This is a genomic window from Pseudalkalibacillus decolorationis (genome assembly GCF_024609785.1).
Classification (GTDB): Bacteria; Bacillota; Bacilli; order Bacillales; family Fictibacillaceae; genus Pseudalkalibacillus; species Pseudalkalibacillus decolorationis.
In genome coordinates this window covers 64815-77822 of the sequence record NZ_JANHJQ010000003.1, presented here as the reverse complement: position 1 = coordinate 77822, position 13008 = coordinate 64815, and the positions used below count along the sequence as shown (strand labels likewise).

9 protein-coding genes are annotated in these 13008 nt (G+C 40.2%); 2 read left to right on the top strand and 7 right to left on the bottom strand.

What is annotated here, in order from left to right:
• Positions 1 to 128 precede the first annotated feature (128 nt).
• Positions 129 to 2945, top strand: a complete 2817-nt coding sequence (locus NON16_RS04040) for a M14 family metallopeptidase (protein ID WP_257347321.1) — start codon at positions 129 to 131, stop codon at positions 2943 to 2945.
• Between the two features lie 925 nt (positions 2946 to 3870).
• On the opposite strand, the gene NON16_RS04035 is transcribed toward NON16_RS04040, so the two are convergent.
• The 3 genes from NON16_RS04035 to NON16_RS04025 all read right to left on the bottom strand — a co-directional run bounded on the left by NON16_RS04035 (position 3871) and on the right by NON16_RS04025 (position 7567).
• The gene (locus NON16_RS04035; protein WP_257347320.1) at positions 3871 to 5271 is read right to left on the bottom strand and encodes an SLC13 family permease; all 1401 of its coding nucleotides are present in this window, start codon (positions 5269 to 5271) and stop codon (positions 3871 to 3873) included.
• Positions 5271 to 6491 carry a glycerate kinase family protein gene (locus NON16_RS04030; RefSeq protein ID WP_257347319.1) on the bottom strand — a complete coding sequence of 407 codons (1221 nt, stop codon included), beginning with the start codon at positions 6489 to 6491 and terminating at the stop codon, positions 5271 to 5273. The genes NON16_RS04035 and NON16_RS04030 overlap by 1 nt, the downstream gene beginning before the upstream one ends.
• A 209-nt stretch (positions 6492 to 6700) precedes the next feature.
• Positions 6701 to 7567, bottom strand: a complete 867-nt coding sequence (locus NON16_RS04025) for a LysR family transcriptional regulator (RefSeq protein WP_257347318.1) — start codon at positions 7565 to 7567, stop codon at positions 6701 to 6703.
• A 157-nt stretch (positions 7568 to 7724) separates the two neighbouring features.
• Between NON16_RS04025 and NON16_RS04020 the strand changes: the two genes are divergently transcribed.
• On the top strand, positions 7725 to 8816 hold the full coding sequence (locus NON16_RS04020) for an NADH:flavin oxidoreductase (RefSeq protein ID WP_257347317.1): 1092 nt from the start codon (positions 7725 to 7727) through the stop codon (positions 8814 to 8816).
• Between the two features lie 104 nt (positions 8817 to 8920).
• Here NON16_RS04020 and NON16_RS04015 read toward each other — a convergent pair whose 3' ends face one another.
• The 4 genes from NON16_RS04015 to NON16_RS04000 all read right to left on the bottom strand — a co-directional run bounded on the left by NON16_RS04015 (position 8921) and on the right by NON16_RS04000 (position 12995).
• A complete protein-coding gene (locus NON16_RS04015; protein WP_257347316.1) occupies positions 8921 to 9934 on the bottom strand; it encodes an SIS domain-containing protein in 1014 nt (337 codons plus the stop codon).
• A gap of 302 nt (positions 9935 to 10236) precedes the next feature.
• A complete protein-coding gene (locus tag NON16_RS04010) occupies positions 10237 to 11070 on the bottom strand; it encodes a TIM barrel protein (RefSeq protein ID WP_257347315.1) in 834 nt (277 codons plus the stop codon).
• A gap of 200 nt (positions 11071 to 11270) precedes the next feature.
• Positions 11271 to 12098 (bottom strand): carbohydrate ABC transporter permease, encoded by an 828-nt coding sequence (locus NON16_RS04005; protein ID WP_257347314.1) that lies wholly within the window; start codon positions 12096 to 12098, stop codon positions 11271 to 11273.
• 9 nt (positions 12099 to 12107) lie between these two features.
• Entirely contained in the window at positions 12108 to 12995 is an 888-nt protein-coding gene (locus NON16_RS04000; RefSeq protein WP_257347313.1) for a carbohydrate ABC transporter permease, read from the bottom strand.
• Positions 12996 to 13008: the final 13 nt, after the last annotated feature.

The following is a 13008-nucleotide window of genomic DNA, read 5'->3' as shown; positions in this document are numbered from 1 at the left end:
CCATGTATAAACAAAACTCACAATTTGTCGATAGAAACTTTCGACTTTCGAAATATTCCACTGTTAATTATTCGAATATTCTGCTATATTAATTTGGTAGTTACTATATACATAGAAAGGAAGATTTTATGAAGAAACACGTTGCAGGTTGGCTGGTGTTCATAATGGTACTATCCATCTTTACACAAACTGCATTCCCTGTTTTCGCAAATGAAGCTGCAGAACAGTATGATGTAGTGGAACTTGAGGCAAGCAGATCTCTTTTTTCACTGACGGAAGCTCGTAAAGTTGAGGTAATAGCTGATTTTGGTGAGGAAATAGATTTAGATCAATTAGAATGGACATTTGGTGGAAAGAACCTATCTGATTGGAAAAAATGGAATAGTAGTGAAGAAAGTTTTTCTGGAGACCCCTTTATTACGGTTGTCGAAGAACCGCACTACGTTGAAGGGACAACTACTATCAAGGCAACTTTGGAGTTCGGACTTCTTTTTGACACTAGTAATCTATCAAACAGAACGATTCGGACGCAATATCAACAATTTATCGGCGATTATGAATTAGAATTGTTCCATCCGGAAAGTCGATCAAAGGCTGCAACGACTGTCAAGCTTAATGTATATGACGAATTCTTATTTTACGATCAAATCAAACCAACGATTGATCAAATATTTGAAAAGGCTGAAAAAACAAATGATCGCTACCTTGAGTACAAAAGTCTTGGTAAGACAGTACAGGGACGTGATCTTCACTTCGTAATCCTAGCAAAAGATAAAAATGCCGTTGATAAATATTTAAATGAAACATTACCTACCGCATTAGAAAATCCTCAAAGTTTAATCGAAAAACTCGAAAATGGGACAATGGGCAATTATCAAGTTCCGATTTGGTTAAACAATATTCATCCTGATGAAGTTGAAGGTGTGGATGCTTCGGTTGAATTACTAAAGAAGTTTGCGCTTAAGGACGAAATAACATTTAATACTGTTAAAAATGAGGAAGAAAGAAGTGTAACGTTAAATGTTGATGAAGTCCTCGATGATGTCATCTTCCTATACATGTTTACAAACAATCCTGATGGAAGAGTCGCAAATACTAGAGCGAATGCAAACGGCTTTGACTTAAATCGTGACAACCATTACCAAACACAAGTTGAAACACAAAAAGTGACACAAGCCATTGCAAAATGGACGCCGCTATCTTTTATCGATATGCATGGCTACGTTAATGGATTTTTAATTGAGCCAACAACGCCGCCACATAACCCTAACTTTGAGTATGATCTGCTTTACAATACGATGATTGAACAGGCTCATGCAATGGGAAAAGCAGGGATCAGCAACTCTGATTTAAGTTCTTATTTTATTCCGGCACTTGAGTGGAGTGATGGTTGGGATGATATGACTCCAGCTTATACTGCCATGTATGCGATGCTTCATGGATCATTAGGTCATACGATTGAAGTTCCTACGCTAAGTCAAAATTCTTTTAATGCCATGGTAGGTGCAGGTCTAGGGTCAACATTGTTTGTTACAGAAAACAAGGATCGATTATATAAAAACCAGCTTATGTTATTTAAGCGCGGCGTGAACGGAGAAGATAACCGAGCAGTAGACGAATACTTTGTTAATGCTGAAGGGGAATCGATTGGACGTAATAGAGGAGAAAATGAGAACTTCTTCCCGGATTACTATGTGATTCCGACAGATGATAAGGAGCAAAAAAATAATCTTCAAGCACACAAGATGGTAGAATATTTACTTCGTAATGGTGTGGAAGTTGTACAAACAACAAAAAACATGAATGTAAATGGGACAAAGTATCCTAAAGGAACATTTGTCGTACCTATGAATCAAGCAAAACGCGGGCTGGCAAATGCTGTGCTATATAAAGGTGAAAATGTGTCTGACTGGGGAGCAATGTATGACCCAGTAGTCGTCAATTTCCCGGACTTACGGGGATTCGATGTTCATGAAATTCGTGTACCAGGTGCTTTTGCAACGAACACTGTTGAATTAGAAAACGTAACCTTGCCAACGGGTAAAGCTGTTGGAAAGCCACCAATGCAAGTGTTGAAAAATACCAATAATGACACGATTAAACTAGTGAATGAACTTCTTAAAAATGGAAGAACTGTCGAAAAAGCGCTTGAAACAAAAGCCAGAGTCAATAAAGGAGACTATATTGTCCGTACAAAGGACCTAAAGATTTATGGAAAGAATTATTATTTCGAGTCAAAGCCTTTAGGTACTTCCAAGCATTTGAAAACGGAACAATTAAAGATGCCAAGAGTTGCGGTAACGGGGTCACCTCAATTAACATTCACCTTAAGAGAGCTAGGTTTTGAATTGGTCGATCAAGCTGATGCAGATGTAATTATCAGTAATGGAAGAAGCTTTGACCCGAATAGCTTATCCGGAAAATCCTTTGTTGGTATTGGAGTAAACACACTGAATGCTGTAGAAAAAAGCGGGGTGCTCACCGGGTTTGATATAGATTACACAAGAAATGGTCATGAAGGTCTTTTTAAAGCAAAGGTCAATGATCATATACTGACTTCTGGTTATGAGTCGAATGAACTTCTTTATACAACATCAGGTGCATGGATTACTTCAGTACCTGAGGATGCAGAGGTATTAGCATCCTTTAGTGAAGCTGATGATTTCTATGTTGCTGGATGGTGGCCTGGACACGAGAAAGCAAGGGGTCAAACACTTGCCTTCACAAAAGACCTTGAAGACACCACCATTACCCTTTTCGCTAATGACCTTGCATTTAGAGCACATACTCAATACAGCTATCGACTCCTAGCAAATAGTATCTTTGCTTCGGTAGGATCTGAGGTTAAAAAGAAAGGCAAAGGAAAAGCGAAAGGTAAAGCAATAAACGCTCAAAATAATAATGTGGAAAGATCCTACTATGAATTTGGCAGAGACCGGGATTAACCGTCCCTTGGCCAAACCGTATTTGTGAAAATAGCACAGGGGTTTAGTGATATACTACTAGGTTGAAATTCCTGCGAGTGAGAGAAAGTTTACCTTAAAAGGGGCATTTACGAAGAAAGTGTATTAGAATTTAAAGAAAACTTGGCAATGCCAAGCCTTTGGCGCAGGGTGAGCCTTAGTTGCCCTTATACTATAGAAAGTATTTTTATACTTTCTTAACGTGTAAAACAAAACAAGAGGTTCTCGATTCTTGAAATGAGAACCTCTTGTTTTTCATGTCTTTTCTTGATGCATATTGTTCATATATTGGTTTAGTCATTTTGTAAAAACCCTGAGTCACACCGTTACAAAAGGATTCTTAGGATTAAGTTCCGAAAATCAAAAGACATTTCTTAATGATTATGTACTTGAGCATAGAATGGTTTTAGAAATGGTATGGCAAGATAAAATTAATGACTTTACTTTTAATAACGATCCCCCTGAGGATGGTTTCTCTTTATTTTTACAATAATTACAAAAGTGATTAAGGCTACGTAGATACTGATAAGATTCCTACAATTTAGAACTAGAAAAGTAGATAGGAGCCTCGTAAACTACATTAAGTACTCCTATCTATTCGTTTGCTCATTTTAAGAGGTTGTTCAAAAAGTCCGGTAAAAATAGCTGTCAAATTTCTTCGTTCCTTGGAAAAGGAGTACGCTTTTCCTGCGTGCGAGGCATCGCTTCCGTAGAATATTCTTGTGCTCGGTCGTTTCGGTCCTCACGTATTAATAGCATACGTTCCGGTCCTCGAGACTTTTCGCGCCTCGGGCTCACACGATGTGAGTCAGTTCAACGTTGTCACAGGACGTGACGAATTTAGTTGAACTTCATAAAATTCGGCTCTTTTTATCCTCCTTTTTGAACACGAACTTTAATGCAAAAATTATATGTGCATTCCTGTCCATTGCCAATAAGTAAAATAGAATAGTATCATCATGAGTATATAAAGTGGCATAAGAATGGTGCTAAGTTTAACTAGCTGTTTGGCATCAAATGAGAGTTCGTCTTCTTCATAAAAAATAAGCAATGCCTTTGAACTAACAGGAAATGTAACACAATAATTCATACCAATTAAACTTAAAAAGACAACCGTTGAAGGATTAATCCCTATTGATTGACTAAATACGATTAAACTTGGAATAAAAATAACAGCACGAGTTGTATGAGAATGAATATATAAATGACTCGTAACCGAAATCAGTAAGATCATAAATACAATAATCCATTCTGGTGCATTTACGAACAAATGCAGGAAACTAAGTATTTCTTTTTCAACCCAACCTACTACCCCTGTATCAACAGTAACTTTCCCAAGGGCTGTAGCTGCAGCGACAAATAGGACTAAATGCCAGGAAACTGATTGCATTCCTTGCTTCCAACTAAGAACCCCAAATTTCGGAAACATAAATACCAACGCCCCCGCCATTGTGATAAATCCTATTTCATAACCGTGAATCCCTTGGGTCATCCATGCAAACATTAACAAGGAAATTAGGACCAACACCTTTTTTTCCTTCATATCCATCGATTGTTTTCCTAAGTTCCTACCTTCCGACCGTATGCTCTCTATCTCCTTCCTTGTATTTTTCGGCCACAACATCCATTTTGTAATCATAAGTGTGGATAGGGTGATAAAGATGGTAAAAGGCACACCCCATATCAACCATTGAGTATAAGAAATAGATTGATCAGTAGCAGTTTCGAGTAAACCAATCCCTATTAAATGAGACCCAGCACCTATTAATGTGGCTGATGTGCTCATTAATATAATGACCGGTACGATAATTGCCAATGCACGTCGTTCTTTACTAGAATGAAGGCTTTTGCTTAATTGTTTAATGATTGGCATTGATATGGCAGCCCGTCCTGATGTAGATGGGATGAAAAATGCTGATACGAATAGAGCCTTTGTTATTGAGAAAATCATAGTGCTTTTTTGATTGGATTGATTCAATAAGAAACGTATGAATCGTTCTGCGAGCCCTGACTGTTTAACAGCTTCCCCCATAATAAAAGCACCAATCATCAACCACACAACTTCCTCAGCCAGAGATTGATATAACAATTCAGCATCCGCTGCCCTCATAAAGATAATAAACACAATGACCATAACTGCCACAAAGCCAGCGGGTATTTTCGTAGTAGTCCAAAACGTCATTGCTGATAAGAAAGCTATGAAAGAAACCTTTGCTTGATAGTCTAGATCATCAATGACCAAAACGAACAATACGAATAGAATGTGGACAGCTATCATAACGAATGTTTTTTTTGATAGTTGATTCATCAACGTATGTATCCATTTATTGTTTCTGGTGTCCGTCCACCCTGTATATCAATTAATGTACCCTTTTTTTCAGCAATGTGTAATCCGATGGTAATCTGCCTTAATACGGACTCTGTACATTCTTCAATCCATTGGGGTGCTTTTCTCATCGCTTCTTTTAACGATATTGGCTTTTGAGTAATACTTAAAAAAGCGTCAATCCCGACATTATAATTTAAATTTGCTCCATTACCGATCGTTCCTGTTATGATAATGACTGGCACATTGTGTTTTTTAGCAATTCGGGCAACCTCTGACGGAATTTTTCCGTTTAGGGTTTGGAAATCTAAGCTTCCCTCTGCTGTGATCACGACATCCGCAGTTGCAATCGCTTGTTCAATATTAATAAAGTTCCTAATAATATCAAATCGGGGATATAAAGCTGCCCCTGCAAATGCGACCAGGCCCGCACCTAATCCGCCAGATGCTCCACTGCCTGGTAAAGATCGAACATCTATCTTCATTACCTCCTGAATTAACAGTGCATAATACTCTAACGCTAATGATAATTGTTCGACTTGTTCTTTTGTCGCTCCTTTTTGAGGACCAAAGACACGTGCAACTCCCTTTTCCCCACACAAAACATTTTGCCAGTTGCATGCAACATCTATGTTAATGTTACGCAATCGTTGATCAAGGTTTGTCGTATCAATAAAGTCAACTTCTAACAGATCCCCTCCCCCGTTAATGGTCAAAGCTTGGTGTTCTTTATCCAAAAATTGAACCCCTAATGCTTGGGCCATACCTGCACCACCATCGGATGTACCGGAATCACCACAACCGATTAGGATACTGTCAACACCTATGTCGAGTGCAGATAGAATCAATTCTCCGACACCGTAGGAAGTCGTCTTTAATGGATTTCTTCGATGAAATGGTACAAGCTTTAAGCCAGCAACTGCTGCCATTTCGATCACGGCTATTCGTTTACCATTCTCAACAAAAACGCCAAAGTAAGTTAAAATTCTCTCCCCTATCGGACCGGTCACTTCTTTATAAATCAATTCCCCTCCCTTTATCTTAATAATGGCCTTTGCAAATCCTTCCCCGCCATCAATCATAGGTATCACCTCAATGTCCATGGACCGAACAAAGTGTCGAGCTCCCTTTTCCATTGCTGCAGCTACTTCCTCCGCATCTAAACATTCTTTAAACCCAGACGGTATCATTACAACTCTCAACTGTAACCCCTCCTTGGTAAATATTTCTTACTTTGAATCTACCAATTGAAAATGAGTAAATAGAGAGAAGGGGATTAGAAAATAATGAGAGTATTATGAGAAGACTGAAATACAACGTTGGTTAGGTGGTTCCTCGTACTATTAAACTTTTGCTAACCTCATATAATAAATTTTTATGTTAACTAAAAATGCATATTAGATAATTTCAATCAAATTCCCGTCTCTCTGACACAGTCTGCAAATGCAGAGAACGTTTTGCTATGAAACTGTTCTTTTCGGAAAACCAGTCGCGTTGTTGCGAATCGGTACTGTTCCGGAACCGGATGAGCCCTTACGCGATCATCGCTCAAAGCAACGGCCGATTTGGTTAGAAGCGAGTACCCGATTCCTGCTCGTACGCAGTTCAGCATCGTCTCCAGCGTGCTGATCTCAACGATGTTCGTGGGGGTTGCACCGACGTCGTGAAGCCAATCTTCGATAGTTGCACGTAAAGGGCAGCCCTTCGAAAATACAACCCATGCTGCATTCTCAACATCCGGAAAAATTGAAGGTTCATTTCCATCAGCGGCAGTCAGAAGGACGACTTCTTCTCGAATCTCATAGGCGACTTGAAACTGGGATAAGTCAAATTCGCCAGTAAAGAAAGCGCCATCCAACTGGCCGTTCAACACTTTCTCGTAATTAAGCGGCGACGTCCCAGTGATCAGTGATAACGCAACTTCGGGGTATTTGCTTTGAAACTTGGATAACGCGCGAATAAATGGTCCAGAGGAAGCGACCGTCTCCACAACACCGATCACAAGCGGCCCACATGGGTAATCTGGTTCTTTTACAGCCCTCATGGCCTCCTCCATCTTAAGCAAAATATTCGAGGCATAAGTGCTGAAGACGAGCCCCTTCTCAGTTGGAATTACGCCTTTCGGATTTCTCTGAAAAAGCTGGGTGCCAAGCTCCGACTCCATCTTGCGAACCCGCATTGTAATGTTCGACTGAACGTAGCCCAGTTTCTCTGCCGCACGGGTTATGCTGCCCTCCTCTATGATCGCCATAAACACTTTTAAATCGGTTAACTCCATAGGAAACCCTCCAATTACACATCAATAATTTTGATGGGTATATCAATATTAATCATTTTATTATATGGAGTTAATGGAATACAATAATATTAATAAAACAAATCGCGTCGGTGGCAAAAAATTGCGCTGCCACGGTAAACTATAGGAGGAATTCAATATGAGTAAATATTCCAATCTTTTTTCTACATTCCAATTAGAGTCCCTGAAATTGCCGAATCGGGTGGTATTATCGCCAATGACCCGAACAAGTGCAGAACCGTCCGGGCTCGCAAATGAACGTATGGTCCGTTATTATACCCGTTTTGCGAAAGGTGGTTTCGGTCTCATTATCACGGAAGGCATCTATCCCGATACAGTGAACAGTCAAAGTTATGAGAACCAACCCGGCATAGCCAATGATGCACAAGCTGAGTCGTGGAGACCTGTCGTTCAGGCGGTTCAACGAGAAGGAGGAAAAATTGTCGCACAGTTAATGCATGCGGGTGCACTTGTTCAGCATGACAGATTTACGCCAATCGCTCCGTCAGCAGTAAAACCGGTGGGTAAGAAGCTCGAAGATCATGGAGGGAGTGGAGAGTTCGCCGTTCCGAAAGAGATGACCCAAGAGGAAATCCGCAAAGCAATCGACAGCTTCGCACAATCTGCTCTCCGTGCTAAGCAGATTGGCTTCGATGGGGTGGAAGTCCATGCAGCGAATGGCTACCTGCTCGATCAATTCATCACCGATTATACGAACCATCGAACAGATGAATATGGCGGTTCAACGGAGAGACGAATCCGCATCGTCGTGGAAGTGCTAGAAGCCATTCGTGCTGTCGTCGGCCCAGATTATATGGTAGGTGTTCGCATCTCACAAGGGAAAGTAAACGATTTTCAACACAAATGGGCAAACGGAGAGACGGATGCGAAGATTATTTTTGAACAATTAGCGGCTGCATCCCCAAGTTACATCCATACGACCGAATATAAAGCGTTTGTCCCGGCTTTCGTGGAGGACGGACCGACGCTTGCCAAGCTAGCTAAGCGATACAGTGGCCTTCCCGTCATCGCCAATGGCAAATTAGGAGAACCGGAGGCAGCAAAACTCCTCATTGAGTCGGGAGATGCTGACCTAATCGCAATCGGAACGAGTGCATTGGTCAATCCGGACTGGGTGAACAAAGTACAAGAAGGCAAAGAGTTAATCCCTTTCGACCATTATTTCTTGCACCCTATAGCGACACTGAAAGAGGAAGAAGTTATAGTCTGAGAACTTCCAGTCAATAAAGTCTGATCGTTTATAAAAAAGTTTAATCAAAGGGGCTGTCCCATAAGTCGGTGAAAACCGACTTCTAGGGACAGCCCCTTATTGACTTAATATTCTACTTTTCTGTAGTATCTTCTCAACTCCAACGGATGATTTCTTTCCCGTTCAAGGTAAACGCTGATTCGGCCTAGGACAGCCCAGTTTACGCTTACAGCAAAGTGTTTCCTGAACTCGTCGCTAATTCCGTCTAATGCAAATTCTTTTGTATCAATGACAGTAAGTTCCTTCGTTATTTTTTCAGCAAATCTTTCCACTCGATCCACCAATGGTCGGGTTTCGTCTTCTCCTTTCAAGAGGACGACACTCGTTTCTTCTTCTACAAGTTCAAGCGTTCCGTGGAAGAACTCTGCAGCATGAATGGATTTTGCCTTAATCCACTGCATTTCCTCTAGAATACACATGGCGTAGGAGTAAGTGTTTCCCCAGAGGTTACCGGAACCTACTAACATGTGATAGTCAGTATCCTTGTGTTTAATGGCAAATTGTTCTGCTATTTGATCGAATGCTTCCATCGCATTGACAATCCCTTGCGGAAGTAAAGCAACTTCATTGGTAAACTGGTTGTATTGTGGGAATTCGTCATTGTTATAAATAAAACGAAAAGCAAGCATGTATAGATGGATAAAGAATGTATCAAACGAATGTTTATCCGTTCCTGTTGAAATGCAATAATCTACTTCTTCTGCCAATGGCGTACCAGAAATAGCTACTAATCCAATGGTTGTACCACCCTTTTCTTTACAGAATTGAGCTGCGGCCACCGTTTCTTTTGTTGTACCCGTGACAGACGCAAAGATACAGATAGAATCCTTATTGAGGTGTCGATGGTTCATGACCACTAATTCTGCTGCGATCTCAGCATGAACTTCAAGCGATGAATTAGATTTAAGAATATACTCATACGGATACATCATCGCAATTGTTCCACCAGATCCAATAAGAAAAATGTTTTTGAATCCCTTATTTGAAATTTCATCGACCACTTTTTCAATTTCTTCTCTCTTCGCGATAGCGTCTTTGCCTACTAGTTCTAAAAAAGATTGTGATTCAAGTTTTAACATGCCTATACCTCCGAAATATTATTTTTATTTCTCCTGCAAACACTTTAAACACTTTGTGTGTGAAAGCAAAAAATATCTTTATAACTAAACTACCAAACTCTTAATAAGGTACCTTACAAATATTTCTTGTGTACATGAGCGAAGACGAACCGCCACAAGCCACGAAATAGACCCGATCAAGTTCTCGATTCTTAAATACATCTAAAACCTTCTTCACTTGTACTAGCATCACTTCATTCCATCTTTATTTATTTAATTTCACCGAGATTGCCCTTCAATCCTGGGTCCCTAGTCTTAATCCTTCACTGTAAAAATGGAGCAAGCCTTTTCAACGATGTCTCAATTGCCTTGTTTGGATTCAGTAAGTATTGTGAAGACGTAAACTCAAGTGTTAGGGCGCCATTATAGTTGTAGTCCGCTAGGGTATTGAGATATTTTTCTAAAGGTAGATTCCCATCACCCCAGGCTAAATGTCCGCTAGGGTTCCCATCGATAAAGTGGATATGAACAAAATTATCCCTTAATTGTTCAAAGTAGCCTACCAATTCCTCGCCTTCCACTGCCAGCGGAATCGTATCCACCATCCCTTTTAGAAAAGGAGAACGAACCGAATCCAGCATTTCAACCAGATCGGGAAGCGTGCAAATCAAGTTTGACTCGATTTTTTGCAATGGTTCAAGTGCCAAAACGATTCCCTCCTTTTCAGCATAATCAGTCAGTTGCTGCAATGAATCATTGGTTCGGTTCCAGGCTTCCTCCCTAGTTTCATTGCGGTAGCCCCAACCGGCTGTTACCAATACCATTGGTGCTCTTAACTCTACAGCAGCATCGATTGACTTTTTAAAATAATGAACACTTCTCTCACGTATTTCTTTTTCTCTAGCTGCCAGGTTGATTGGATACATACATTGTTCTGGGGTAAAGCAAACCACCTTTAACTCTCGACGGTTAATTTCGGCCCTAATACCACGAATATCGGATAGTGACAAATCCTCAACATACAGGTGTGGTGCAGCTCCCCACAATTCAATATGCTCAAACTGATAGTGCACCATGGCATCAAGAAAATAGTCTAAAGGATAATGTAAATAGTGAAAGTTCATACCCGTTATTTGCGACCGTTTGATTTCGCCCATCAAATCCCTCCTTTTATCATTGTTTGTTTTTACACCAACAGAATTAATGGTAAGAAGATGGTATATCCTATTTTGGTATATACCATTTACATTATTCCTGTAAAAATGCCTTACCTGAATAGGAAGCAAAAATAGCTACAATTCCTATCCACCATCAATGAGCATATCCCACAAGCAATGGACGGCTAATCATTTTCAATTTATCCTTTTACACTTCCAGCAGTTAAACCGCGAACAAATTGTCTTTGGAAGATGATATACACGATAATCATTGGTAGAGCAGAAATAGCTAAACCAGCCAATTGAATACCGAAGTTTGTGTTTAACTGACTTCTTAAATTCATCAACCCTACAGGAATGGTTCGAAGGCTTGAATCTTCCACGAATACTAAGGCAAACATAAATTCGTTCCACACATTCATGCCCGTTAATAAAGCGCAAGAAGCAATGATTGGTTTACCCATCGGTACTATAATATGCCAATAGACTTTCCAATTATTACACCCATCAATGATAGCGGACTCTTCTAGCTCCCTTGGTATGGAAAGAAAATAAGATCGCATTAAGAAAATGGAAAATGGTAATTGAAAAGAAACGTATGGCAAGATTAATGCCCAATAAGTATTGTAAAGCCCAATCACCTGTAGCATTTTATATAAAGAAATCAAGCCTACCTGTGGAGCTAGCATCAGCCCACACAAAATAATAATCAAGAGGACGTTCATCCCTTTAAAGCGAAACCGGCTTAGACCAAATGCAGCCATGGACCCGAGCAACATGACAGTCACAACCGATACAGTGGATACGAGAACGCTATTCAGGAAGAATTGTCCAATCCCAGCGTCCCAAGCCGCCTTGTAGTTTCCCCAAAGCCATTCTTTAGGTAGCGACCATGTATTCAAAAAGAAATCACTATTCGACTTAAGCCCACTTAACCCCAGCCAGATCATCGGATAAATGATAGTAAGTGAAAATAGTGCAAACCACACGAGTATGACCAAACGGATCATTCTATCTTTGATTGTCATCTGCGTTCGTTACACCTCCTGCCCGGATTTCCCCAGTTTCAATTGGATTAAAGATAGGGTTAATGTAATCAAAAATATCATTGTTCCGATCGTGGATGCATAGCCCATTTCATCATTCCGGAAGGCGGCTCGATAAAGCATAGTCCCTAAAACTTCCGTGGACCGACCTGGTCCGCCAAAGGTCATAATATACACTTCATCAAACACCTTAAAAGCACCAATAACCGTAACCACAGTTCCGACCAAAATCATTTCTTTTATTTGAGGTACCGTGATACTAAAAAATGTTTTAATCCTTGACGCCCCATCCATCATCGCTGCTTCATAATATTCGGCGGGAATTTTCTGCATCGCAATCAAGAATAGCATCGTCATGTACCCAGTGTATTGCCACTGGGAGACTGCCACAACCGCATAAATTGCCGTTTTACTGTCACCTAGCCATGAATGTGCCCAATCCGATTGTCCGATCGCATGTAATGCACCATTGACAAGTCCGATCTCAGGGTTATATATTAGCTGCCATAACAAACCAACAACGACAATGGAAACAACAGAGGGCATAAAAATAACAGTACGAAAGAATGGTTGAAACTTTCTAATTAATTTATCCTCTAAAATAGCGGCAATGATTAACCCACCGCCCACCTGGAACATAAGGGATATAACAGCAAATAGAAAATTGTTTTTTAATGCAGTATAAAAGATCGGATCTTTAAAAAGCCTAATATAATATTCCAAGCCGACAAAAACTCTTCCCGCCTCAAACGCATTCCACCTATACAAGCTGTAAAACAAATTTAAAACAATCGGCAGAAAAACAAAGGAAAGAATTAGAAGGAGTGCTGGCAAAATAAATAAAATCGCGGTACGGGCATTTTGATTCGTCTTTGTCATCCTTCTCCCTCCT

What these genes read in the sequence shown, in the direction of transcription:
- NON16_RS04040 (WP_257347321.1), top strand. Translation starts at nt 129, where the DNA reads ATGAAGAAACACGTTGCAGGTTGGCTGGTGTTCATAATGGTACTATCC.
- NON16_RS04035 (WP_257347320.1), bottom strand. Translation starts at nt 5,271, where the DNA reads ATGAATCAACTATCAAAAAAAACATTCGTTATGATAGCTGTCCACATT.
- NON16_RS04025 (WP_257347318.1), bottom strand. Translation starts at nt 7,567, where the DNA reads ATGGAGTTAACCGATTTAAAAGTGTTTATGGCGATCATAGAGGAGGGC.
- NON16_RS04020 (WP_257347317.1), top strand. Translation starts at nt 7,725, where the DNA reads ATGAGTAAATATTCCAATCTTTTTTCTACATTCCAATTAGAGTCCCTG.
- NON16_RS04015 (WP_257347316.1), bottom strand. Translation starts at nt 9,934, where the DNA reads ATGTTAAAACTTGAATCACAATCTTTTTTAGAACTAGTAGGCAAAGAC.
- NON16_RS04010 (WP_257347315.1), bottom strand. Translation starts at nt 11,070, where the DNA reads ATGGGCGAAATCAAACGGTCGCAAATAACGGGTATGAACTTTCACTAT.
- NON16_RS04005 (WP_257347314.1), bottom strand. Translation starts at nt 12,098, where the DNA reads ATGACAATCAAAGATAGAATGATCCGTTTGGTCATACTCGTGTGGTTT.
- NON16_RS04000 (WP_257347313.1), bottom strand. Translation starts at nt 12,995, where the DNA reads ATGACAAAGACGAATCAAAATGCCCGTACCGCGATTTTATTTATTTTG.